The 25231-nt window shown below is 61.7% G+C and carries 20 protein-coding genes; 16 read left to right on the top strand and 4 right to left on the bottom strand.

Annotation, left to right across the window (positions count from 1 at the left end):
• Nucleotides 1-49 precede the first annotated feature (49 nt).
• The 12 genes from ACOIX3_RS27370 (at nt 50) to ACOIX3_RS27315 (ending at nt 16767) form a co-directional block, all read left to right on the top strand.
• The gene (locus tag ACOIX3_RS27370) at nt 50-1183 is read left to right on the top strand and encodes a DegT/DnrJ/EryC1/StrS family aminotransferase (RefSeq protein WP_420965104.1); all 1134 of its coding nucleotides are present in this window, start codon (nt 50-52) and stop codon (nt 1181-1183) included.
• Nucleotides 1184-1204: 21 nt separating this feature from the next.
• Complete coding sequence (locus ACOIX3_RS27365; RefSeq protein ID WP_420965103.1) at nt 1205-2665, top strand: glycosyltransferase; 1461 nt, start codon at nt 1205-1207, stop codon at nt 2663-2665.
• Nucleotides 2666-2743: 78 nt separating this feature from the next.
• Nucleotides 2744-4657, top strand: a complete 1914-nt coding sequence (locus tag ACOIX3_RS27360; protein ID WP_420965102.1) for a glycosyltransferase — start codon at nt 2744-2746, stop codon at nt 4655-4657.
• Nucleotides 4658-4706: 49 nt separating this feature from the next.
• Nucleotides 4707-6116, top strand: coding sequence for a glycosyltransferase family 4 protein (locus tag ACOIX3_RS27355; RefSeq protein WP_420965101.1), 1410 nt, complete (start codon nt 4707-4709; stop codon nt 6114-6116).
• Between the two features lie 65 nt (nt 6117-6181).
• The gene (locus ACOIX3_RS27350) at nt 6182-7579 is read left to right on the top strand and encodes a glycosyltransferase (RefSeq protein WP_420965100.1); all 1398 of its coding nucleotides are present in this window, start codon (nt 6182-6184) and stop codon (nt 7577-7579) included.
• 22 nt (nt 7580-7601) lie between these two features.
• Nucleotides 7602-9149: a glycosyltransferase family 4 protein gene (locus ACOIX3_RS27345; RefSeq protein ID WP_420965098.1), complete on the top strand. Its 1548-nt coding sequence runs from the start codon at nt 7602-7604 to the stop codon at nt 9147-9149.
• A 12-nt stretch (nt 9150-9161) separates the two neighbouring features.
• The gene (locus ACOIX3_RS27340; protein ID WP_420965097.1) at nt 9162-10340 is read left to right on the top strand and encodes a hypothetical protein; all 1179 of its coding nucleotides are present in this window, start codon (nt 9162-9164) and stop codon (nt 10338-10340) included.
• Nucleotides 10341-10346: 6 nt separating this feature from the next.
• On the top strand, nt 10347-12209 hold the full coding sequence (gene asnB / locus ACOIX3_RS27335; protein ID WP_420965096.1) for an asparagine synthase (glutamine-hydrolyzing): 1863 nt from the start codon (nt 10347-10349) through the stop codon (nt 12207-12209).
• A gap of 189 nt (nt 12210-12398) precedes the next feature.
• Nucleotides 12399-13358: a class I SAM-dependent methyltransferase gene (locus ACOIX3_RS27330; RefSeq protein WP_420965095.1), complete on the top strand. Its 960-nt coding sequence runs from the start codon at nt 12399-12401 to the stop codon at nt 13356-13358.
• A gap of 67 nt (nt 13359-13425) precedes the next feature.
• Nucleotides 13426-14277 carry an NAD-dependent epimerase/dehydratase family protein gene (locus ACOIX3_RS27325; protein WP_420965094.1) on the top strand — a complete coding sequence of 284 codons (852 nt, stop codon included), beginning with the start codon at nt 13426-13428 and terminating at the stop codon, nt 14275-14277.
• Between the two features lie 8 nt (nt 14278-14285).
• Entirely contained in the window at nt 14286-15335 is a 1050-nt protein-coding gene (gene wecB / locus ACOIX3_RS27320) for a non-hydrolyzing UDP-N-acetylglucosamine 2-epimerase (protein ID WP_420965092.1), read from the top strand.
• A gap of 127 nt (nt 15336-15462) precedes the next feature.
• Nucleotides 15463-16767, top strand: coding sequence for a nucleotide sugar dehydrogenase (locus ACOIX3_RS27315; protein ID WP_420965091.1), 1305 nt, complete (start codon nt 15463-15465; stop codon nt 16765-16767).
• 46 nt (nt 16768-16813) lie between these two features.
• On the opposite strand, the gene ACOIX3_RS27310 is transcribed toward ACOIX3_RS27315, so the two are convergent.
• Nucleotides 16814-18178 (bottom strand): hypothetical protein, encoded by a 1365-nt coding sequence (locus ACOIX3_RS27310; RefSeq protein WP_420965090.1) that lies wholly within the window; start codon nt 18176-18178, stop codon nt 16814-16816.
• Between the two features lie 366 nt (nt 18179-18544).
• Between ACOIX3_RS27310 and ACOIX3_RS27305 the strand changes: the two genes are divergently transcribed.
• From ACOIX3_RS27305 to ACOIX3_RS27295, 3 genes are read left to right on the top strand one after another with little or no spacing between them, the layout of a single operon-like run.
• Nucleotides 18545-19606 (top strand): Gfo/Idh/MocA family protein, encoded by a 1062-nt coding sequence (locus tag ACOIX3_RS27305; protein ID WP_420965089.1) that lies wholly within the window; start codon nt 18545-18547, stop codon nt 19604-19606.
• Complete coding sequence (locus ACOIX3_RS27300; RefSeq protein WP_420965088.1) at nt 19603-20070, top strand: acyltransferase; 468 nt, start codon at nt 19603-19605, stop codon at nt 20068-20070. Before ACOIX3_RS27305 ends, ACOIX3_RS27300 begins: the two co-directional genes overlap by 4 nt.
• Before the next feature lie 10 nt (nt 20071-20080).
• The gene (locus ACOIX3_RS27295; RefSeq protein ID WP_420965087.1) at nt 20081-21178 is read left to right on the top strand and encodes a DegT/DnrJ/EryC1/StrS family aminotransferase; all 1098 of its coding nucleotides are present in this window, start codon (nt 20081-20083) and stop codon (nt 21176-21178) included.
• A gap of 38 nt (nt 21179-21216) precedes the next feature.
• On the opposite strand, the gene ACOIX3_RS27290 is transcribed toward ACOIX3_RS27295, so the two are convergent.
• Together ACOIX3_RS27290 and ACOIX3_RS27285 are read right to left on the bottom strand one after the other, a co-directional pair.
• A complete protein-coding gene (locus ACOIX3_RS27290) occupies nt 21217-21747 on the bottom strand; it encodes an HAD family hydrolase (protein WP_420965086.1) in 531 nt (176 codons plus the stop codon).
• Nucleotides 21748-21842: 95 nt separating this feature from the next.
• Nucleotides 21843-23066: a phenylacetate--CoA ligase family protein gene (locus tag ACOIX3_RS27285; protein WP_420965085.1), complete on the bottom strand. Its 1224-nt coding sequence runs from the start codon at nt 23064-23066 to the stop codon at nt 21843-21845.
• A gap of 95 nt (nt 23067-23161) precedes the next feature.
• On the opposite strand from ACOIX3_RS27285, the gene ACOIX3_RS27280 reads away from it, so the two are divergent.
• Entirely contained in the window at nt 23162-24310 is a 1149-nt protein-coding gene (locus tag ACOIX3_RS27280) for an AGE family epimerase/isomerase (protein WP_420965084.1), read from the top strand.
• A gap of 64 nt (nt 24311-24374) precedes the next feature.
• Here the strand turns inward: ACOIX3_RS27280 and ACOIX3_RS27275 are convergent, their stop codons facing one another.
• The gene (locus tag ACOIX3_RS27275; protein WP_420965082.1) at nt 24375-25214 is read right to left on the bottom strand and encodes an ABC transporter ATP-binding protein; all 840 of its coding nucleotides are present in this window, start codon (nt 25212-25214) and stop codon (nt 24375-24377) included.
• Between the last annotated feature and the right edge of the window lie 17 nt (nt 25215-25231).

Raw genomic sequence — 25231 nt, 5'->3', positions numbered from 1 at the left:
CTGTCCCTCAGCGCATCGCCGAATTCCAGGCATCGAGAGTAGCGATCCAATGAACATCACAGAACCAAGTTTTGACGAAGCTGAAATTGCGTTGCTGCGAGAGTGCCTCGACTCGAAATGGGTAACGCAGGGGCCGCTCACGGAACGATTCGAGCGGCTCATTGCAGAGAAGCACGACGTCAAGCATGCCCTTGCGTGCACGTCCTGCACCGCCGCGCTGCATCTGGCGACCATGGCCCTGAAACTCGGGCCGGGAGACGAAGTGATTGTTCCCGCTTTCACGTGGGTCACAAGCGCGCACTCGGCTGAGTACGTCGGTGCCAAGCCTGTCTTCGTCGATGTCGATCTGTCGACCTATAATATCGATCCGGAGCGGCTGGAAGCCGCGATTACGCCACGCACGAAGGCGATCATCGCGGTCCACCTGTTCGGCCTCGCCGCCCCGATGGACGAGATCCTGGCCATTGCGCGGCCGCGCGGCATTCAAGTGATCGAAGACGCCGCATGCGCGATCGGCACGACCTACAACGGCAAGCCGGTTGGCGCGATTGGCGACATCGGCTGCTTTTCGTTCCACCCGCGTAAGGCCGTCACGACGGGAGAGGGCGGCGCCGTGACCACCAACCGCGACGATCTTGCGGAACGCGTGCGATCGCAGCGCAACCACGGCTCCACAGGCGCTCCGGATCCGTCGATCGAGCCTCACGGCCCGTGGACGATGGCGACGTTTGACAATCTCGGCTTCAACTTGCGCTTGTCCGACATCCAGGCGGCGGTCGGCGTGGCGCAAATGGGCAAGCTTGAGCGGCTGCTGGCGGAACGCCGGCGTCTCGGGCGTCGCTATTCCGAGTTGCTGGCAGGAAACAATTCGATTGCGCGACCGCTCGGCGGGGACGTCGATGGGCATGCATTTCAATCCTACGTTATCCGTATCGTTGACGGACATCGCGAGCGCCGCAACGCGGTGATGGCGGCGCTGGCTGCGGCGGGAATTCAGACCCGGCCGGGCACGCATGCGGTGCATCGGCTCGGCTACTACAAGAACAAGTATGGCTTGCGCCCCGAGCAGTTTCCGAACGCGGCGCTTGCCGAGGACACGACTATCACGTTGCCGATTTTTCCGAACATGACGGAGGAGGATCAGCGCCAGGTGGTTGATTGCATCAATCGAGCCAGCGCTTGAAGCAAGGGCGGAGTCGCGTTGGTGTTCTCGAAGCTATTTCGGTCGGCTTACTGCCTATTTGAGGGAACACGTTTTCCCAATCTGTCGCGGCTCGCCCGAAAGAACCATGATTTTGGCGCAGCTATTTCAGCGCTTTCTCCTGCACGACGGAGAGGGCGTATAGATCAGGCGATCTTTGAGAGCGTGAATCGGGTTGTTGCGGAGGGCAATTACGCGCTCCTTACCGCCTTGCTGGATGCGCTGCGACCGTTTCTAAATCCCGATCAATCATCCGAAGCGCATGATTTTTGGAGTGCGCTTGTGGCCGATTGTCGTGTGCTAGCCGAGGATCGATTGCTGAGAGGCGAGTTGAATTCGCTTTGGGGGGTTACGCCGATCGTCAGTCTGCGCGAGTGCGTTGCTGCGGACCGCGCCCTGGGCACGAATGCCCACTCGCTCGTGTTCACCACGTACCATACTTCCTCGAATTTTGACTTCGTATTATCGGAACTTCAAGAGCGCGTCATAGCTGAACGTGGCGAGGACTTGTACCGGTTTCGATGGCTCGTGCTGATCTGGGCCATCGCCAATTATGATGTCTTTCATCTCTACAACGACCGCGGCATCGTCGAGCCGGCCGGCGGCTATGGAAGTCCCCGCTTCGGAATAGCGGTGCGCGAAATGGAAGTATATCGCCGAGCTGGGAAGCGGCTCTACACCTATGCGTACGGCGCCGACCACAGAACGCGCGAGAAAACCCTGGCTCTTGGCGAATGGAATTTCTGCTCCGAATGTCCTGATCCGGGCCTCTATTGTGTCTGCGACGATGCGGGTGGCGCTGCGATGCTGCAGGTCATCAGAGAGTACTCGACCGCCGTGATTGCGCATGGGCTGGCCATGAAGCTTATTCCGGGCGCTCGAAATGTGCCGTACCTGACAGTCGATGTTAGCAAATTCTCGCCCCGTCATTCTTGGTCTCAGAGCGATGGAAAACTGGTTGTGGGCCACTTTCCGAACCACGGCTATTTCAAGGGGACGAAGTATCTCGAAGCCGCGATCCACTCCCTGCAGGCTGAAGGTCATGCAGTCGAGCTCTTGCTGCTGAGCGGAAAGCCGCACCATGAAATACTGGAGGCGATGCAGAAGATCGACGTTCTTGTCGACCAGCTCATAAGCGGATCCTTCGGATTGACTGCCGTTGAGGCAATGGCATCGGGCTGTTCCGTCATCTGCTATTTGCACGATGGAGTAGCGGTCGCCGATCGCGAAAGCTGCCCGGTCATTGAGGCAAATCCGGATACCATCAGGGAAGTCTTGCGTCGGCTGATCTCGGACCGCACACGGCTTTCGGAAGCCGGAGCCGCCGGCCCTGATTATGTCCGGAAGAACTACTCCGTAGAGGCGCTCGGCAAGCATTTGGCGGATCTATATGTCGAGACCGCGGATTTGCCAAAGCCGCTGAAAGCAACAATCGCCGAAAGCGCGAAGTCGCTGAATTCGTGATGCCATCGAAGCGATCCCTGATCCAAAATATGAACGGGTCTTGCAGACTCGTTTCTGATGCGCGGGACGCCTGAACCAGTGTCAATTCCCTATGTTGATACCGGCCTCGAGAGTCGCCTGAATCAAATCGACTCAACACCGGCGATCGAGGCGGAAAACGCACGCGCCTTGCGTTTGATTGACGACTTTCAGCGCAGAATGGGCCGGCCGCTTCGCGTTCTTCACATCGGCAACATAGCCAACAATGCCTACAATAACGCCCGCATTCAGCGGAAGTACGGCATCGACGCGGACGTGTTGTGTTACAACTACTACCACATCATGGGGTGTCCCGAGTGGGAGGATGGTGTGCTGCAAGAGGGATCCTCGGCGCTTGGCGAGGATCATTTCAGGCCGGATTGGTGGGCGACAAGCCTGAAAGGATGGAAGCGGCCCCGGTGGTTTGTTCAGGGCCCATCCGCGCTTTGCATTGAATACCTTCGCGCCCGGAACGCAGGTTGGAGAACCACGGCATATTTGAAATGGTTGGAACTGGAATTGACCGCCCTTCAGGACGCTCGTTCCGGCGAGGATGCGAGATCCCGCGCTAAAAATGTTCCCCGGCGTCTGAGTTTCCTGCTTTGGCCTGTGAGCCTGTACAGAATATGGCTTGGAACGTTCGTGGCAAATGGCGTGCTCGGACGTGAATGCAAAGCTGGTCGCTTCGAGGTTTGGTTGGACCGAATCTCGGCAGCTGCATGGTTGGTAGTTGCCCGCAAAGGCCCGGAAGCCGATGTTGAGGCTCGCTCCGCACTCAGCACGTTGCGGGAAGATGTTCGCCGGCTGCGCGCTCGCGGAATCCAAGAGGCGTCGTCTTCGCTTGCTCGTTCGCTGGTCCATCGCTTCCTGGCGCGCTTAGCGCTCCTGGAGCGGGTAACGCTCAAGCGGATTCCGGTCTCGAAGCCCGGCTGTGTGGCGCGGTCGATGTCCGAACCGGTAACGCGAGCCAAGGAAATTGAGACGTTGCTGGATGAAATCAGGAAGGATCCTGCCGAGCTCGACGGTCAATCCCTTAGCTATCGCGAGGAGTACGTGACGCAGCATCCAAGGCCCTTCGATGCTATCCTCCCGCACTATGACATCATTCAGGGATATGCCATCGACGGGCTGATACCCATGATCAACGGCGTCAAGAACTTCTGCTGCTACGAGCACGGAACGCTGCGTGAAATCCCGTTCGAGAACAATCTCACCGGGGTGATCTGCCGGATCTCGTTTCAGCGCGCGCCCGCAGTGTTCGTGACCAATTCGGACGTGCTGCCTTCGGTCGAGCGGTTGGGACTAAAGAAGGATAGGGTGGTCTACCTCCCGCATGCGTTTGATAATCACAAGCTGCGCGCATTCCGCGATGCGCACCCGGAACTAAGTCCCCCAACCGGCGGGCCTGTCACTTTCTTTAGTCCCTCGCGTCACCATTGGAAGCGGGGAAATTCATCCTGGCTGAAGGGCAACGACGTGATCATCCGCGCTGCGGCCGAAGTCGCGCGCGAGACGAGAAACTTCAAGCTTGTATTCGTCGAATGGGGCCAAGAGGTTGCAGACAGCAAAGATTTGATCGAGGAACTAGGCCTGACCGAGTTGGTCGAATGGATCCCGACCATGTCCAAACGAGAGCTGTGGCAGCACTACTGCGCATCGCATGCGGTGGTTGACCAATTCGTTGTTCCAGCGCTCGGCGGCGTTGGGTTTGAGACAATGGCGTTGGGCGTCCGGTTGATTTCGGCCATCGACAAGCAGCAGACGGCCTTGTTTTTTGGCCAAGAACCGCCGTTGCTCGCGGCGAGTAACGTCGCTGAATGCGCAGCCCGGATGCGGGAAGTCATCCAGGATCCTCTTGATACCCAAGGCCGGGGCCAAGCTGCCTCTCAATGGATGTCGACTTTCCATTCCGCGGAAAGAATTGTTGCTCTTCAGTGCAAGGCGTATGGCAATTTGCTGATGGGGCAGTGGTAATGGTGTTTCGTGTCACATCGACGCTGGTCTCGTAGGTTGCCGTAGAACGATGCTCAAGCAGATCTCATCTTTCATCAAGAACTATCCTCCTCTTTTTCGCGCGTTGCGGCCGGTATTCTATTTCCTTTTCGGCCTTTGGAATGCGTCGATCACACGGCTTGGGATTCGCCGCGCGCGGTTGGCGCAAGCTCGAATCCCGATGATGTCTGCTGCTGGTGACACCAAGTCCGGAAGTAAGCGGATTGGAAGATCCGCCTCAGGTCGCGAAGTGGTGATGCTTGTCGTCTCCGATCTGCGTGTGGACCCAAGAGTTGAAAGAGAAGCTCGTGCGCTTGGCGCCGCCGGGTATGACGTGACGGTGATCTGTCCGGAGCCCTCGGAGGGGGCAGGGGCATCCTTCAATATCGATTGGGGACCCCGCGTTCATATCGAATACGTCGATTGGACGGCGGCGACATTCATGAACGAGCAGCCGGGTTACCTTGCGGATCAGCTTTACTCGGAAGCGGTGAAGCGAACGCCATTTGCCTTCCATGCGCATGATCTCTCCACGGCATACGCCGCAATGGCGGCCGCAAGGTATCGAGGCTCGCACCTCGTGGTCGACTTCCACGAGTGGTTCTCGGAAAATGTTCATTGGAACACAAAGCAGTCCGCCTGGGCGCCGTATCCCGCCGAGTGGAAGCGGGCGCTTCAGGAGCTGGAAGTTCGTTGTCTTAACGAGGCGTCCGCCACGATCACTGTCTGTGACTCGATTGCGGATGCAATGGAGGCCGAGCTCGGCGGCAGCCGTCCCGTCGTGGTCCGCAACATTCCCGATATCGCGGTGACGCCGTCGCGCGAGTATCCGCCGCTGAAGCAGCAACTGGGGCTGCCGGACTCGACGTTCGTTCTGCTGTGGCAAGGAGGGACTGGCCCGACCCGCCTGATCGAGCCAATCATTGAATCCCTTGCCTATGCTCCGAATTGTACTTTCGTCATTCGAGGTCCTTCGCTGGATCTGTTCGGGCCCGACTATCTGGCATTGGCGCAGCGCACCGGCGTGGAGGGCAGGGTCGTGCTTGCTCCGCCGGTGCCATCGAAGGACGTCGTCGCGGCCGCCCGAGGAGCGGATGCCGGGATTTGGACGTTGCCGGCTTTGTGCCGCAACTTCACCTTTGCGCTCCCCAACAAGATTTTCGAGTATCTGGCGGCCGATCTTCCCGTTCTTGTTGCGCATTATCCCGAGGCGAAGCGCCTTGTGCTCGAGAATGAGGTCGGGTTGACGTTCGATCCCTACGATCCGCGTTCCATCGCGGAAGCGATAAACCGCCTGACACAGGACGAGCACCTGCGAGCGACCTTCGCGGCCAGTACGCGGAAGACTCTCGCGACGCTGGATGCAAAGTCGGAGTGGCAGAAGGTCGTTTCGCTCTACGACGGCCTAAGAAAACCCCGGATCTACGGGTCCAAGCAATGAGAGATCGACTGAGATCGCTCGCGCGGTTGGTGTTGCCGCGGAGCGTTCGAAGGCGGATGCTCACATTGTGGTCGATTGCGAAATCGCCAGATCGGGCGGCAATAGTCCGCTACCAGCTGCTGGTACTCAAGCAAAGACTTTTGAGCCTGGTCGGGCGCTGCGCCACCGCACTTTCGCGCGGCATTCTCAAGCTCGCGATTCTCATTGCTCCAGGATTTGGAGCCGTGCGGCTGCGGCGCGGACGACCTAGGAGCTTGTGGGGTGTAACTCCGATCTTGACCCTGGAGCTCAAAGCGAGGGCCGATCGGGCACTTGGCTTTCGATCGACCTCGCTCGTCTACGTAACCTACGTCATAACGTCACGCTTCGATCTAGATCTTCATCGTTCGTACGCTCTGGCGTTCAGGTATGGCTTCGGACCTGCGTTCCAGCGTTTGGTGCTCGCATGGGCCCTGGTTCGGTATGACGTGTTTCACTTCTTCGCCGACCGCGGGTTGCTTGATTCGACGGAGCGGTTGCAGATCAATTCCGAGGAGCTTGCGGCTCTGCGGCGGGCTAGAAAGCGCGTCTACATTTATGCGTATGGTGCCGATGTTCGCACCAGGCTTGCGACCCTGGCCCTCGGCAAATGGAATTTCTGCGTCGACTGCACGGAGCCGCCCAAATATTGCACGTGTCACGACGCAGAGGCGCAACACTATGTTTCCGAATTGACCAGATCCGTAACGGCCCTGGTCTCGCTCGGCGACATGCTGACCTACATGCCTGCGGCAAAACACATCAATTACTGGCCGTTGGATCTGGATCGGTTCAACGCAGTTCTCCCGGATGCGCCGCCCTCCGGTCCGCTTCGCATCGCCCACGCGCCTAATCACACGCACTTCAAGGGCTCAAAATACCTGGAGCGGACGATAGACAGGCTGAAGGTGCAGGGATACGACATCGAATATTGCAAGGTACAAGGCGTTCCCAACAGTGAGGTCCTTGCGCTTTTCGCCCAATCCGACATCGTGGCGGATCAGTTTATCGGCGGTGCTTACGGCTACACCGCGCTCGAGGCGATGGCGCTCGGCAAGCCGGTCTTGAGCTACGTGAGAAGTCCGGATCTGGTCGAAGCGCCGGAGGAGTGCCCGATCATCAACGCAACGCCGGATGAACTTGAGCAGGCATTGCTGTGGGTCATCCGCAATCGGGATAGCCTTCGTACAATCGGCGAGCAGGGCCGGCGCTATGTTGAGCGATGGCACGGCATATCGTCGATCGCTGCGCGGCTTGGACAGCTTTATCGGGACACGGCAAACTTTCCGCCTGGTGTCGTCGATCGCATTCGGTGCCAGCAGGAGCAGGAGGAAGCCCGGCGCAACGCCGTTCCCCTTGTGAGGAATTGGCAGCATCCATTCCAGATCGCGAGGCAGCCTGCGTCAGAAAGTCTGAGCGCGCTCGCCGGGACGACTCCCCGATGATCGGACCGCAAGGGCATCTCCGGTGACATCGGTCGACACATCAGGCGTAATCGCGCACGCGCCGCCGCCACAAGGGCTGGATTGGCATCGGCGTTTCCAGGAGCAGCATGGGCGAGCGCTGCGCGTACTGCACCTCGGCAACATCGCGAACAATGCGTTCAACAATGCCAGGATCCAGCGCCAGCACGGCATCGACGCTTATGTCATCGCCTACGAAAACTACCACATCATGGCTTCGCCGGAATGGGAGGAGGCGACGTTCGAGGGAGACCTCGGCGATCCATTCTTTCCGGATTGGACGAAGGTCGATCTCGGAGGCTACCGGCGACCGAGATGGTTTGCATCCGGACCCCTGAATTTATGTTGCTCAATGATTGCCGCTGAGGTTGGCGGGCATCCGGACCTCGCCGAGGAATTCCGACGCTCGCTGGATCGAGCCCGGCAGTCCGTATGTTCGCAGAGAGCGTCTGCCCGCGTGATCCGTCTTGGCCAGAAGATAAGACGGAGGATTCGTCGATCCCCCGCAATGGCGCGCGACATCTTCATGCGACGCGTACTGGCAAAGGATGACCCGGAGCAGCAGCGGCTTGTTGATGTCTGGCGGCAAGGGCGTGCGCCGGGTTCTCCGCCAAGCGCCGCGGACTTTGGCAGCTACCGGGCGCGGCTCGCGCCGCTTATGGGCCTGCTGGACCGGTTTGACGTCATCCAGGCCTACGCAACCGATGGTGCCTGGCCGCTGCTCGCTCAGCGCCCCTATTTCGGATATGAGCATGGAACGTTGCGCGCAATCCCGTTTCAGGACGACGGGCTCGGGCGGCTCACCGCCACGGTGTTCCTCGGGGCCGACCACGTCTTCGTCACCAACATCGATTGCGTGCCGGCCGCCCGACGGCTTGGCGTGCCGCCGGATCGGATCACGCCGCTGCCGCATGCGTTCGACGATACGAAGCTCGTTGAATTCGGGGCCAGAAATCGCGCGATCAGGCCGCCCGACGACCAAGTCGTCGTTTTTCATCCGACCCGACAGGACTGGCGGGACGCGGACCCCAGCCTGGTGAAGGGTAACGACCGGCTGATCCGTGCCTTTGCGCGCGTTGCGCAGCAAGCGCCCGCGCTGCGACTTGCGATGATCGCCTGGGGACGCGACCTTGACGCCTCGCGGGAGCTCATAGGAAGTCTGGGGCTCGACGATAAGGTGCAGTGGCTTGCGCCGATGCGCAAACCGGAGTTGTGGAGGACGTATCTCCGCAGCCACGCTGTGCTGGATCAGTTCGTTCTTCCATCATTCGGCGGAATCACCTTTGAGGCGCTGGCGCTTGGCAGGCGCGTGATCACGAACGTGGATGCGGGGACGGCCAAGGAGTTCTTTTCCGAAGCGCCTCCCACCCTGTCGGCATCGACCGAGAGTGAGATCGCTGAAGCGCTTCGCAAGATTGTCGCGGATCGGGACGACCAGCAATCACTCGGCGCTGCCGGAGCAGCCTGGATCCAAAAGTATCATTCCGCGGCGAGAATCGTCGAGCTGCAGTTGGCCGCGTATCGACGGCAGATCGAATCCGTTCAGGCCTGAACCGCCATCGTGATGCATGACAGCGACACGCACAGATCGTCACATTCGCTCAGCAAGATGAAAATCCTTCACGGCCCCTTCAATATCGGCAATCAGCCCTGGTCACTCTCGCGTGCCGAGCGCCGGCGCGGAAACACGAGCGACCTGGTCATTCGAAGCGGGACCTGGTTTCGATATCCGGCCGACAAGGTTCTGTACGACGACACGGCAACTAACTTTCAGAAGGTGGCCCGAAGCGCGTGGTTCGGTTTGTCTGCGCTGCTGCGCTACGACGTGCTCCACTATTATTTTGGAACAACTTTCCTCTATCCGGGCTATGCGTTCGAGGGCGTCGGTCGGATGGGGCCACTGTTGAATCGGCTCGTGACGATCGATCTCCAGCTGGCCAAGGGGTTGGGCAAGAAGCGGTTCATGACCCTGCAGGGATGCGACGCAAGGCTTGCAGGTGAGGGCAATCGGCGCAATGCGTGGACCATGTGCGCCAGCGGGCGTTGCTCCGCCTATGAAACTTGCGTCACGTCGCTGGATGCGCGCCGCTCCCGCCTGATCGAGCGCGTGCTTCCGCTGTTTGACCGCGTGTTCTATCTCAATCCGGAACTCGGGCACGTCGTGCCGGGAGGGCAGTTCCTGCCTTACGCCAACGTGGAGATCGGTCATTTCTCGCCCGAGTATCCCCGCGCTGAAGGTAAGCCGAGAATTGTCCACGCGCCGAGCGATCCGAGTATCAAGGGCACTCAGATGATACTCGATGCGTTGGAGCGGCTGAAATCCCGGTTCGACTTCGAGCTGATCCTGGTCGAAAAGAAAACCCATGAAGAGGCGATGGCCATTTACAGGTCCGCCGATCTTGCCATTGACCAGGTGCTTGCGGGTTGGTACGGCGGCTTTGCCGTCGAGATGATGGCCATGGGAAAGCCGGTGGTAGGCTACATCAGGGAAAGCGACCTGCAGTTCGTCCCGCCGGCCATGCGGGATGATCTTGCGATCTTGAACGTCGATCCCGGGCGGCTCACGGAAGATCTCGCGGCTATTCTCGAGCGTCGCGCCGAGTGGACGGAGCTGGGGAAGCGGGCTCGTCGCTATGTCGAGCGATGGCATGATCCTGATCATATTGCCGGGGCGATGATCGAAGCCTATCGCAGCCCTGACAGTAAGTTCGTGCTGGCGCCCGCGGGCGCCGAGGTCGAGTAGATTCAGATGTGTGGCATTGCTGGCATTCTGCATTTTGGCGCCTGTCCGGACGCGAACGCCCGGATTCGGAATATGGCGGCCAGTATCGAGCATCGCGGGCCTGATGACGGTGGATTCCATGTGACGGCGGACGTCGCATTAGGCTTCCGCAGGCTTGCGATCGTCGACCTGGCCACCGGCAACCAGCCCATGAGCAACGAAGATGCAACCGTATGGGTGGTCTTCAATGGTGAGATCTACAATCACCGCGAGCTGAGAAAAGAACTCGAGGCCGCCGGGCATGTTTTTGCGACCGACCATTCGGACACCGAGGTTCTGGTCCACGGCTGGGAGCAGTGGAAGGACGGGCTGTTCAACAAGCTGAACGGCATGTTCGCCTGCGCCATCTGGGACGAAAACCAGCGTGAGCTGGTGATCGCCCGCGACCGATACGGGATCAAGCCGGTCTATGTCGCGGAGTTGCCCGGCAAGGGTCTCGTGTTCGGCTCGGAAGTGCGCGCGCTGTACGCCAGCGGATTGGTGAACAAGCAGTTCGATGCATCAGCGACGCTGGAGTACTTCACGCTGATGAATAATTGGGGAGGGCGCACGCCATTCCGGGGCGTCCGTCTCCTCAAGCCCGGTACGTTCGAGCGATTTACGGCGAGCGGGAGCTCGAGCGGCACCTATTGGGCTGCCTCTTACCATCGCAAATACGCGCCAGGTCTGGCGCGGGCTTCGGGCGAATTCGGCGAAATATTGCAGGCGGCGTTGCGCAGGCAGCTGGCTGCGGACGTGCCTGTCATGGCGTATCTGTCCGGGGGTATCGACAGCTCGGCGATCACCGCAGGTGCGCACCAGATCGATCCGGTGGTCCGCGCGTATTCCTGTATCTTCGATCTTGAGAATGTCGGTGTCGACAAATTCGTCGACGAGCGCGAGTTCTCCCGCGAGGTCGCAAAGCAGCTCGACATCGAGCGTGTCGAGCTCATGGTGCCGCAGGATGCCTTGGCTCGCCATCTCGATGCGACGGTTGGCGCGATTGAATATCCTCGCATGGGAATGGCCTATGTGAATTATCTGATCGCGCAACGCGTCGCTCAGGACGCCAAGGTCGTCCTGTCGGGCACGGGCGGTGACGAAGTCACCGGAGGATACGTCGGCAGATACGCCATCGTGCCGAGGGCGGCTCCGGCTTCCCTGATGCAGCGTGTCATGCAGCGGTTTCGCGCCGCGGCGGGAGATCCGGCGGCCTCGCGGGATCCGTTTGCGCTCTACCGGGCAAGCCTCAACGTCCCGGTATCCGCCGACAAGATCGGCGATGCCTTTACGCCGGAATTTCTGCGCGCCGCAGGTGGCTTCGATCCGCTCGCTGCGATCGGAGATGCGATCGGGGCGGTTCCGTCGCGGGATCCCTGGGACGCCGTCATGCACGTCGACCTGACCACCTATCTTCCAGGTCTTCTTTCGCTGGAAGACAAGCTGTCCATGGCGCATTCCCTTGAGACCAGGGTGCCGCTCCTGGATAACGAACTGGTCGACTATCTGCTCGGCGTGGATTGGGGCCTGCTGTCCGACGGCTCCACGGGCAAGATCCTGTTTCGCGAAGCCGTCCGGCCGCTGGTCCCCGACACCATTTACCGGAAACCGAAGATGGGATTTGGTCCTCCGGACGCGTCTTGGTACAGAGGGATTCTGCGCTCATGGATCGAGGAGCAGCTCCCGGAATCCCGCATTAGGCAGCGGGGCGTATTCCAACACGATTTCGTACGCCGGATTCTGGACGAGCATTTCGAGCAAAAGGCAAACCATGTCGCGTTGATCTGGTGTCTGCTCAGCTTCGAGTCCTGGTGCAAGCAACATGGTGCCTATGGCGGCGCCCTTCATTAGTTGCAGTTTGTAGGAGCTAGATTTATGCGAACCGTTGCGTCTTCACGTCTCCGTCCGAACGGAATGGAGCTTCAGCTAGAGGCTTTCACGCAACAGGATGGCCAGGTCATCGAAGGCGTGCTTCGGACGCCCGATGCATCGCTATGGTATCCGATTTTGCACGGGGTTCCCTGCTTCCTGAGCGGCCCGATGCAGCCTGACCTGACCGATTTCTGCTCACGCTACGGCTTGCCGAAGCCGGCGACCGCGCAGAGCCGGCCGGAAGCCCATGAGCAGGCCAAGACAAATCAGACCTTCTCGGACAAGTGGCGCCGCTTCAAGCAGTATGGGCTGCAACCCGAGCACAAGGAATTCCTGTTCGGCTGGTATTGCAAGAAGCTTGGGCTGCCTGATCTGGACGCCTTGAAGGCTTTCTACCGGTCCAAGCAGCGCGTGCTCGAGGTCGGTCCAGGGTCGGGCTTCAACACGAGGTTCATCGCTGAGAATTGCCCGGGTGAGGTGTTCGCGCTCGACGTGTCTGATGCGGCGTTGACGACGTTCGAGAACACCCGCGATCTCGAGAACTGCTCGGTCGTCCAGGCCGACTTGATGGAAGCTCCGTTCCCCGACGACACGTTCGACTTCATCATCGCTGACGGAGTGCTGCATCACACGCCCAACACCAGGGCGGCGGTGGAAGCCCTGTACCGAAAGGTCAGGCCCGGCGGCCAGTTCTTCTTCTACGTCTATCGGAAGATGGGCGCCGTTCGCGTCTTCGCCGACGACCATGTCCGCCAGAATTTCATGCCGCTCTCCGCGGAGGAATGCTATGCGGCGTGCGAAGGGATCACGGAACTGGGCCGGGAGCTATCGCGGCTGAACGCCACGATCACGCTTGAGAAGCCGATACCGGTGCTCGGGATTCCCGCAGGAACGCACAACGTCCAGCGATTGCTGTACTATAATTTCCTGAAATGCTTCTGGAACGAGGCGTTCGACTATGAAACAAACAACATGGTCAACTTCGATTGGTATCATCCGCACAACGCCTGGCAGCACAGCGATGACGAGGTTGCGGGCTGGATGAAGGAGCTCGGAGTCAAGGACTACGCCTTCAATGACTCCAATCCGAACGGAATCTCAGTCTTGCTGACGAAGCCAACGGTCTGACACGGGCATGCGGATATTATTGACGGGCTGTAGCGGTTTCGTCGGCTCTGCTCTCGGCCCTCGGTTGGTGGCCGAGGGGCACGAGCTTTTCTGCGTCTGCCGGCCGGGAACGTCGGTCGCCTTCGGACCACCCGTGGTTTGGGATGGAGCGGCTTCGATCGAAGTGTCCAACTTCCCCAAGACGATCGATGTCGTTGTCCATGCCGCTCAGTCGCGGCGCTACCGCGATTTCCCCGCGGATTCGCGCGAGATGTTTGACGTCAACGTCGGCATGACGATGCGGCTGCTGGATTGGGCAGCTCGGGCGGCGGTCAAGCACTTTTGCCTGCTTTCGTCGGGGGCGGTCTACGAGCCGTTCGCGGGAGCGCTGAGAGAGGATGCCAGCCTGGCGCCCCCCGGCTTCCTCGGCGCAAGCAAGTTTGCGGCCGAAGTCGTTGCGAAGCCGTTCTCCAGCATTTTTTCCTTGAGCATTCTGCGGTTGTTCTTTCCGTACGGCCCTGGCCAGCGCGATCGGCTCATTCCGCAGCTGATACGGAGGATCCAGGACGGTGGGGCAATCCAGCTCTCCGGCGGCACGGAGGGCATTCGCCTCGCTCCCACCTTCATCGACGACATCGTCGAGGTCATCCTTGCGAGCATTGCGTCGTCCTGGACGGATACGCTCAACGTGGCGGCCTCCGAGACGCTCTCAATCCGGCAGATCTCGAACACGATAGGTCAGCAACTCGGCCTCGAACCGAAGTTCGAGATCGTGAACCCGAACACCCCTGCCGTCGACATTGTTCCTGATCTGAGCCGCCTTGCATCTCGTTTGGACTTGCGGCGATTTGTGCAGCTCAAGGAAGGGATTCGAAAGACGATCTCGGCGAGCCCTGTCGACGCACCGGATCATCGTTTGGCTGAATCGCAACACCGTTAGTGAAGTCCATGACGCTGAAGATTTTGACCATCGTTGGTGCCCGGCCGCAGTTCATCAAAGCCGCGGCCGTCAGTCGCGCGATCCGGGAAACCGAAGGGCTCTCGGAAGTGATGGTGCATACCGGCCAGCATTTCGATCCGAACATGTCCGACGTCTTCTTCGAAGAGCTCGACATTCCCAAGCCGCGACATCATCTCGATATCAATGGCGGCGGCCATGGCGATATGACGGGACGCATGCTGATGGCGATCGAGCCGATCCTGCTCGAGGAAAAGCCCGACTGGGTCGTCGTCTACGGCGACACCAATTCGACGCTGGCCGGTGCGCTCGCGGCGTCGAAGTTGCACATTCCGGTCGCGCATGTCGAGGCGGGACTCCGATCGTTCAACCGACGCATGCCGGAAGAGATCAACCGGGTCGTGACGGACCATCTCTCCGCTCTGCAGCTCTGTCCGACGACGACCGCCGTCACTAATCTCGCCGCCGAGGGCGTGACGGCCGGCGTCCATCACGTCGGGGACGTGATGTACGATGCGACCCTGTTCGTGACCGACAAGGCAGAGAAGAGCTCGGCGATATTGACCAATCTCGGGCTGGCCTCGAAGACATATGCGCTCGCGACGATCCATCGCGCCGAGAACACCGGCGATCGGCAGCAGCTTCTCGCGGTCGTGCAGTTCCTGCAGGATCAGTCGCGCAAATTTCCCGTTGTGCTCCCGCTGCACCCGCGCACCCGACAGGCTGCGCTGGCGATGGGGGTCGATCTGGGCGGCCTGAAGGTCATCGATCCAGTGGGCTACCTCGATATGGCGAAGCTTCTTCACAACGCCCTTGAAGTCTATACGGACTCGGGAGGGGTGCAGAAGGAGGCCTATTTCCATCGTGTGCCGTGCATCACGTTGCGTGACGAGACCGAGTGGACGGAGACCATCACGCACGGGTGGAACCGGCTCTGGAAGCAGTCGTCGCAGGCGGTTCGGCGCGATATCGACGAGTATGGGACTGGTCGCGCCGCCTACCATGTCGCGCGCCTGTTGAGCTCAGGCGGCCCGCGCTAGCCTTGCCGTCGGGAGAGGCCTCCAGCACGGCTTCCAGGGTTGTGGCTTTGCCGCTATGGCGCTATCAGAGGCCCAGTTAGATGGTTTTCAGGCCGATTATCCGTAACAACCCCGTACGAGTGATGAAATGAATTCCGAATTGATCGCGAAGCTCAACGACAGAACGGCCAAGATCGGCATCGTCGGTTTGGGCTATGTCGGCCTGCCTCTGATGCTTCGCTATTGCGAGGTCGGCTACAAGGTGATCGGCTTTGATATCGACCAGACCAAGGTCGACGCGCTGCGCGCCGGCCGCTCCTATATCGAGCATATCTCGAGCGCCAGCATCAAGAATGCGACGGAGCTTGGGTTCGAGCCGACGACCGATTTCTCGCGCGCCCGCGAGGTCGATGCGCTCATCCTTTGCGTTCCGACGCCGCTCAACAAGTATCGCGAGCCCGATCTCAGCTTCGTGCTGAACACCACGGAGTCGCTGCTGCCGTATCTCCACCAGGGAATGGTGTTGTCGCTCGAAAGCACGACCTATCCCGGTACGACCGAGGAGGAGCTGAAGCCGCGCATCGAAAAGTGCGGCTTCGCCGTCGGCAAGGACGTATTTCTCGTTTTCTCGCCGGAACGCGAAGATCCCGGCAACCAGAACTTCACGACGCGCTCGATCCCGAAAGTCTGCGGCGGCTGCACGCCGGCATGTCTCGAGGCCGGCATCGCGCTCTATGGTCAGGTGATCGACAAGGTCGTCCCGGTGAGCTCGACGCAGGCCGCCGAGCTGACCAAGCTCTTGGAGAATATCCATCGCTCGGTGAACATCGGTCTCGTCAACGAGATGAAGATGGTCGCCGACAAGATGGGGATCGACATTCACGAGGTGATCCGCGCGGCGGCAACCAAGCCGTTCGGGTTCGTTCCGTACTACCCCGGCCCCGGCATCGGCGGTCACTGCATTCCGATCGACCCGTTCTATCTGACGTGGAAGGCGCGGGAATACGGCATGCACACGCGCTTCATCGAGCTCGCCGGAGAGATCAATTCCTCGATGCCGGATTACGTGGTGTCGAAGATCTCGCTGGCGCTCAATCAGAGGCACAAGTCGATCAGCGGCAGCTCGATCCTGGTGCTCGGCATCGCCTACAAGAAGAATGTCGACGACGTTCGCGAATCGCCGTCGGTGGCGCTGATGGAGCGGCTTCGTGATCTCGGCGCCAAGGTGTCCTACAGCGATCCGCACGTCCCCTCGTTCCCGAAGATGCGAGCGCATTCGTTCGATCTGTCGAGTGTCGCGCTCACCGAGGACAATCTGCGGGGATTCGATTGCGTCCTGCTTGCGACCGACCACGACAAGTTCGATTATCAACTGCTCGGCGCGCATGCGCCGCTGCTGGTCGATTGTCGCGGAAAGTTTCCTCAGCCGGCGGACAATATCATTCGCGCCTAGGCGACCTGGCAGGCGCTCCGGCTGCCATTCGCCCAGAACCGAAGCGCTAGGCGGCCTCAGCGCCTTGTCGATGGTCGCTCACTGCGACTGTCGACGCTGCCGTCTGGTCGAAGGCCGACCGCGGTGCAATGTACCAAAGCAGGAAGAGCAGCCCGGTGCCGTTCGTGAGCAGGGCTGTCGAAAGCGGTACGTTGAGAAGGACTTGCGGAAGAAGTCCAGCGGATAGCAGCACGAATTGCGGCGGCAACCCGGACGAGAGGCGATTGCCGAGGGCAATGATCAGGCCGCAGCCCAGCGCGGACACCGGGGCGAGCACGAGGCCGACCGAAGCGACGCCTTCGGTGGCAAACAGCGACGCATTGAAAGCACCGAGATCGTAGGACCTGGCCATGACCGCCCATATCGGCTCGTCGTAGGCGCACGGGACCACGAGCTTCACCGCGTTGATCTGGCAGAAATGGGTCAGCGGATGTGCCGAGAAGTAGTTGTTGTAGATCTCGAGGGCGAGCGACGGAATCGCAACCATCCTGGTGTTGACGGTGCCGAAGTAAACCAGTCCTGGTTTGAGTGGAAACAGATCGGTCTTGACCAGGACGAACAGGATCATGCCGATCAGGACGGGCAGGAAAAACGACAGGATCGTCGCAACCCGGGCCTCAGCCACCAGCTTGCAGACGAGCGCGAGAAACAGCAGCCAGACCGGCGCGAACAGCGCCATCTTGGTCAGCATGATCGGGTAGATCAGGAGCATCAGAACGAGCGCGATCCCGGCCTGCCAGAACCGCTTGCTGGTGACGAAGCAGGCAAAGGCGAGCGGCAACAGGGCGTTTGAGACGATCCAGACCGCATATCGCAGGATGCCCGGCAACGCGACCTCCGCGCGATATTTGTACATCTCGTTGAGATCGACCAGCTTGAGGTTGTAGAGCGCGCCGATGCCGATGATCGCGGCCGAGGCGATCAGGATGACGGAAGGCATCATGTGGAAGGCGCGGGCCGGCATGACGACAGCCTGCCGCATCGGCGAGGTGATAAACAGCGTAGGGACAAGGAAGGCGAACGCCGAAAGCACGATCGAGATGAGCGCCAGGCGGTGATCGTAGTCGAGCAATGAGAACTCGATCAGCCAGAGATATCCCAGGACCATGATGTAGAAGTAGAAGCCGACGAGATAGCCGAAACTGAAGCGGCTGATTGCGAACAGAATGACGACCGGACTGAACACCAGAACGTTCAGGATCGCAGATGTCAGGTGCGATTTGTCGAAGCCGATGACGCCCGGGAAAGAATCTGTGATCGTGATGCAGTACAGCGAAATGCAACAAATCGCGACGTGGGCATAGGCGAGCAGGGCAAGTTTGGCTTGGCGCCAGCCCAAATCCGGCTCCAGCTGCATGACGCGATGCTTCATTCTCATTTGCCGCCGTACCGGGCTCCGTGTTCGGACTGTCTCGTTGGTGATCGTCGTATTCGGCCAGGCTGGGTCCGAATAATCGCCACACGAGCGCCTCCTGGGTCCAACGACATGGCACGCCGCCGCTAGGACGACAAGGATAGGCTGGCGCTTCATGCCGCTTTTCCTGCCGGTGATGCACGGGCGGCGTTGCGTTGAGCAACAAATCCGCCGCGGGTCGTGCCGTCCGATCGGGGCAAGGCCTTGCCTTATCCCGAGTTTTCTGGGTAATGGACGCTATGCTGCGGCTCGCAAGGCCGCTTGTTCCCTCGGCTCTTCGGCTGGCTGCAATGGCTGGTCACGAGACAAGACAGGGCCTGTTGCATGATCAGATTTGGCCTGCTCGGGTGCGGGCGTATCGCCAAGCGCCACTCCGATCTCCTGGGTGGCAATCACATCGCCGGAGCGAGCCTGGTTGCCGTCTGCGATCCGCTTCGTGCGCGTGCCGATGCGATTGCCGGGAAGTTCGCCGTTCCCGCCCATTACGACATGGACGAGTTCTTAGGCCGCAAGGATATCGACGCCGTTGCCGTGCTGACGCCGAGTGGGCTGCATCCCGCGCATGTGATCGCCTGCGCCAAGGCCGGCAAGCACGTCGTGGTCGAGAAGCCGATGGCGCTGCGGTTGCAGGATGCCGACGACATGATCCGGGCCTGCGACGAGGCCGGCATCAAGATGTTCATCGTCAAGCAGAACCGCTTCAACGTGCCGGTCGTGAAGGCACGCGAGGCGCTCGATGCCGGTCGCTTCGGCAAGCTCATCCTGGGGACCGTGCGGGTGCGCTGGTGCCGCGACCAGGCCTATTACGACCAGGACGATTGGCGCGGCACCTGGGCCTATGACGGCGGTGTGCTGACCAACCAGGCGAGCCACCATGTCGATATGCTGGAATGGTTCTTCGGCGACGTGGTGAGCGTGCACGCGCGCGCGACGACGGCGCTGGCCAACATCGAAACCGAAGACACCGCCGTCGCGACGCTGAAGTTCCGCAACGGCGCGCTCGGGATCATCGAGGCGACCACCGCGGCGCGCCCGACCGATCTCGAAGGCTCGCTGTCGATCCTGGGCGAAAAGGGCACGGTCGAGATCTCCGGTTTCGCGGTCAACCAGATCCGGCACTGGCGCTTTGTCAACGAGCTGCCGTCGGACAAGGACGTCGTGGAGAAGTTCTCGGTCAACCCGCCCAACGTCTACGGCTTCGGCCATCAGGCTTACTATCATCATGTGGTCGATTGCCTGGAGAACCAGCGCGCGGCGCTGGTCGACGGGCTCGAGGGCCGCAAGAGCCTGGAGCTGATCTCGGCCCTCTATGAGTCGATCGAGACCGGAGAGGAAGTTGCGCTGCGCTTCACGCCGCGGCTGAGCCGGCTGGGTGTCGTTTCGTGAATCGGCCGGAAGTGCATCAGGCCGGCGTGCGCGATGTCGCGTTTGGCGAACGCGTCAAGATCGTCGAGCCCTGCAACCTCTATGGCTGCACGCTGGGCGACGACTGTTTCATCGGGCCTTTCACCGAAATCCAGAAGGGCGTGGTCGTCGGAGCACGCACCCGCGTGCAATCGCATGCCTTCGTCTGCGAGCTCGTCACCATCGGAGAGGACTGCTTCGTCGGGCACGGCGTGATGTTCGTCAATGATACGTTCTCCACCGGCGGCCCGGCGCGCGGACGCAAGGAGCTGTGGCGCGAGACTGTGATCGGCAACCGGGTGTCGATCGGCTCCAACGCCACGATCATGCCGGTCAGGATCACTGATGACGTCGTCATCGGCGCAGGATCCGTGGTGACCAAGGACATCACGATATCAGGCACCTATGCCGGCAATCCGGCGCGCCGGCTGCTGGCGAGCCAATAGGGGAATATCGATGCCGGTGCCGTTTGCCGACCTGCAACTGCAATATCAATCCATCAAGAGCGAGATCGATGCCGCGATCGCCGGCGTGATCCGCGACAACGCGTTCATCCGCGGCAGCTATGTCGACGCCTTCGAGCGCGAATTCGCCGCGGCCGCGGAGGTGGCTCACTGCGTATCCTGCGCCAACGGCACCGACGCGCTTTACCTCGCCATGCGCGCGCTGAAGGTGAAGGCGGGCGACGAGGTGATCACGACGGCGCATTCCTGGATATCGACTGCGGCGATGATCACCCATTCCGGCGCCACCGTCGTATTCTGCGACACCGATGATGCGACGTTCACGATCGATCCGGCGGCGATCGAGGCCGCGATTACGCCGCGCACCGTCGGCATCATCCCGGTGCATCTGTACGGCCAGGCCGCGGATATGGACGCGATCATGGCGATCGCGCAGAAGCACAAGCTCTGGGTGATCGAGGATTGCGCCCAGGCCCATCTCGCGCGCTACAAGGGCCGCATGGTCGGCACGTTCGGCGAGGCCGCGACCTATTCATTCTATCCCGGCAAGAATCTCGGCGCGATGGGCGATGCCGGCGCGGTCGTCACCAACGATGCGGCGCTGGCCGAGCAGATGGCGATGCTGGCGCGCCATGGCGGGCTGGTGAAGCACCAGCACCACATCGAGGGCGTCAACAGCCGGCTCGACGGCATGCAGGCCGCGATCCTCTCGGCCAAGCTGCCGCATCTCACCGCATGGACCGAAGCCCGGCAGGCCGCCGCCGAGGTCTACGACACCGGCCTCAACCAGATCGAGGACGTCGTGGTGCCCGAAGTGGCGCCGGCGCGCAGCCACGTCTACCACCTCTACACGATCAGGCATCCGCGCCGCGACGCGCTCGCCGCGCATCTGAACGCCAATGGCGTGCAGACGGCGATCAACTACCCCACCGCGCTGCCGTTCCTGCCGGCCTATGCACGGTTTGGCCACCTGCCGGAGCAATTCCCCAACGCCCATCGTGATCAGGGCCAGATTCTCTCGCTGCCTATCTTCGCCGAGATCACGCGCCAGCAGCAGGACGAGGTGATCGACCTGGTTCGGAAGTTCTGATCGCGATCGCGATCGCGGCTCGCGCCGGGCGCGGGGGCTCAGCTTCGCTGCAGCAGCGGCTTCAGGAACGCTTCCAGATTGGGGCCTGAGAACAGGTAGCTCTTCAGGCCCGCTGCGCGTGCAGCCTCGAGATCGGTCGGCTGATCACCGATCAGAAAGCTTCGTTCGACATCGACCGGAAAGCGCTCCAGCAGATCGGTGATCATGCCCGGCGACGGCTTGCGTCGGGGGCTGACCTGCCGATACCGCTCAACGGTTCCTTCAGGATGGAACGGGCAATATTCGAAGGCGTCGATATGCGCGCCGATCTTGCCGAGCTCGGCGGCCATCCAGTCGTGGAGCTCTTGGATGTGCGCCTCCTCATAGAGGCCTCTTGCCACGCCTGACTGGTTGGTCACGACGAACGCTAGATAGCCCATGTCGTTGACAGCCTTCACCGCCTCGCGCGCGCCGTCGATCCAGATCAGCCTGTGGCTCTCGAACAGGTAACCGATGTCCCGGTTCAGGACGCCGTCCCGATCGAAGAAAACCGCCGGTCGTCGCGGCTCACTTTCGGAAGCGCTGCTCATGAGGTGATGATCCCGTCTCCACGCGGCATGAGCCAGCTCAATAGTTCACAATGCCGCGCGCGACAATGCGGACCGGACCACACAGGGTGATCGGCTCATCGCTCGTCCGCAATCACCTTGCCATCGTTCGGCAGCGAGCCTGCGCCGACCAGCTCGACGGCGCCGCCGAGTTTTGTCACGGCACGCAGCGTCGCCGCAACTTCATTCAACAGCGCATCCGGCGCTGAAACACATTCGGCCTTCAGCGTCATCGCGTCGGCCTCGCCGGCGCGTGTGACCACGAGGCGCAGCCGCCCGAGCTCGGGATGGCGCTTGGCGATTTCCGCGACCTGCTCGGGGCGCACGAACATGCCCTTGACCTTGGTGGTCTGGTCGGCGCGGCCCATCCAGCCCTTGATGCGCATGTTGGTGCGTCCGCACGGGCTCGCGCCGGGCAGGGCGGCGGTCAGATCGCCGAGCGCGAGGCGGATCCAGGGATGATGCGGATCGAGTGAGGTCACCACGATCTCGCCGACGTCACCCGGCGTAACGGGATCGCCGGTGCCGGGCTTGACGATCTCCAGGATCAAATCCTCATTGACCGTCATCCCCTCGCGCGCCGGCGTCTCGAACGCGATCAGGCCGAGATCGGCGGTGCCGAACGCCTGGTAGGCCCCGACGCCGCGCGACTTCATCTCCTCCTGCAACGATTTCGGAAATGCGGCGCCCGAGACCAAAGCGCGCTTGATCGAGGACACGTCGCGGCCGCCTGCTGCCGCGGCGTCGAGCAGGATCTTCAGGAAATCAGGTGTGCCGCTATAGCCGACCGGGCGATAGGCCTCGATCAGCTCGAATTGCTGCTCGGTATTCCCTGGGCCGGCCGGGATCACGGCGCAGCCGAGCGCCCGCGCTGAGGCGTCGAAGATGAAGCCGCCGGGGGTGAGGTGATAGCTGAAGGTGTTGAGAACCACGTCCCCCTCGCGAAAGCCGGCCGCAAACAGCGCCCGCGCCCCGCGCCAGGGGTCGGCCTGGCGGCCTTCGGGCTCGAAGATCGGTCCGGGCGAGGTGAACAGCCGGGCGAACGAGCCGGGCTTGTCGGCCACGAAACCGCCGAACGGCGGGGCGGCCTTGTGCAAGGCTGGCAGTTCCGACTTGCGCAACACCGGCAGGCCCGCCAGCGCCTGCCGGCTGGTGATGGAGGCGGGATCGGTGCCCCTCAGCAGGTTGGCGTAGGCGGGCGCCGCCGTCGCCTTGCGCAGCACGTCCGGCAGCCGGGCGAACAGGGCGGCCTCGCGCTCGGCCGGCTCGCGCGTTTCAAGGGCATCGTAATGGTCGGTCATGGCAGGTCCTTGAGAGGATTTGCGCAGGTGGCGTGCCCGTCCGCCCGTGCTATCAAACGGTGACCGCTGACATTGGGACGGTTCCAGGGAGCACGATGGCTGAGGCAGAGAGCGTTGCGGCGGACGGGGCCGCCGACGTCGTCGCGAGGTTGAAGCGCCGCATCATCGACCACGCCTTGCCGCTGTGGTCGACGGTCGGCTGGGACGGCACGGCCGGCGGCTTTGTCGACCGGCTGCATCAGGATGGGACAGCCGACAACGCCGCGCCGCGCCGCCTGCTTGTGCAGGCGCGCCAGATCTATTGCTACGCCAAGGCGGCCCAGCTGGGCTGGTATCCCGAGGGCCGCGCGGTCGCGCTGAAGGGGCTGGACTACCTGCTGGCCAAGGCCAAGGCACCGGATGGCCGGCCGGGCTTCGTGTTCAGCCTGATGCCGGACGGCGGCGTGCACAATCCGCTGCGCGACACCTACGGCCATGCCTTCGTGCTGCTCGCGCTGGCGACCGCCTACGGCCTCGACCAGGACGCCCAGATTCGCGGCGAGATCGACGCGCTGCTGTCGTTCCTCGACACCCAGCTGCGCTCGCCGCATGGCGGCTTCCAGGAAGGCCTGCCGCCGTCGATGCCGCGCCGGCAGAACCCGCAAATGCATCTGTTCGAGGCGATGATCGCCTGCTTCGACGCGACCCACGATCTGTCGTTCCAGAACCGCGCCGGCGATTTCTTCGCGCTGTTCCTCGCCAACCTCTACGACAAGCAGACCCACACGCTCGGCGAATATTTCGAGGAGGACTGGTCGAGGATCCCGCCGGTCAGCGTCGAGCCCGGGCACCTCGCGGAATGGGTCTGGCTGCTGAAGGGATTTGAACGGATCACCGGCTGTCCCACCGGGCGCCCGCGGGGCGAGCTGTTGGCCTCTGCGCTGCGCTACCGCGACGCCACCGGCTGCCTGATCGACGAGGGCGATACCGAGGGCAACATCCGCCGCCACAGCAGGCGGCTGTGGCCGCAGAGCGAGCTGGCGAAGGCCTGGATCGCGCAGGCGGAGTCGGGGGAAGCCGGCGCGGCGGACGAAGCGCGCGCGGCGCTGGTGCTGCTGGAGCGCCACTATCTCAGCCATCCCGTGGCCGGCGGCTGGTACGACCAGTTCGACCGCGACGGAAATTCGCTGGTCGCCGCAATCCCGGCGTCGTCGTTCTACCATGTTCTCTGCGCGGTCACTGAGGCCGAGCAGGTGCTCGGATAGAACCGCCTTCCTGGTCTGACGCGTTTTCTGCACACGCAACTCCGCCCGAAAACGCCCGATATCCTCACAGCCAGCGCTTGCGCCGCTTGAAGCTCTTCAGGTTCTTGAAGCTCTTGCGTTGGTCGCCGGCGCCGCCGAGGTAGAATTCCTTGACGTCCTCGTTGTCGCGCAGCTCGTCGGCGGAGCCGTCGAGCACCACCTTGCCCTGTTCCATGATGTAGCCATGGCTCGCGACCGACAGCGCGGCGCGGGCGTTCTGCTCGACCAGCAGGATCGTGACCCCGAGATCGCGGTTGATCTCCTTGATGATCGCGAACACTTCCTTGACCAGCAGCGGCGACAGTCCCATCGACGGCTCGTCCATCAGGATCATCTTCGGGCGCGCCATCAGCGCGCGGCCGATCGCGAGCATCTGCTGCTCGCCGCCGGAGAGATAGCCGGCGAGGCCGGTGCGCTCCTTCAGTCGGGGGAAATATTTGAACACCATGTCGATATCGGCCGAAACCTCGCCGTCGCGCCGGGTGAAGGCGCCGAGCCGCAAATTCTCCAGCGACGTCATGTCGGCAATGATGCGGCGGCCTTCCATCACCTGGAAGATGCCGCGGCGGACGATCTTGTCGGGATCGATGCCGTTGATGCGCTGGCCCTCGAACAGGATCTCGCCGCGGGTGACTTCGCCGTCCTCGGTCTTGAGCAGGCCGGAGATCGCCTTCAGCGTGGTCGACTTGCCGGCGCCGTTGGCGCCGAGCAGCGCCACGATCGCGCCCTTCGGCACCTCGAGGCTGAGGCCGCGCAGCACCAGAATGACGTCGTCATAGACGACCTCGATATTGTTGACGCTGAGCAGTGGCGGCGGCGGGACGGCCGTCGGCACCGGGCGGGTCGTTTCGAGGGTTTCGTTCATGGTTCTGGTTCACCCCT

Origin of the sequence: Bradyrhizobium sp. B120, assembly GCF_049075665.1 — a bacterium.
Classification (GTDB): Bacteria; Pseudomonadota; Alphaproteobacteria; order Rhizobiales; family Xanthobacteraceae; genus Bradyrhizobium.
This window is presented reverse-complemented; position numbering and strand designations above follow the sequence as displayed.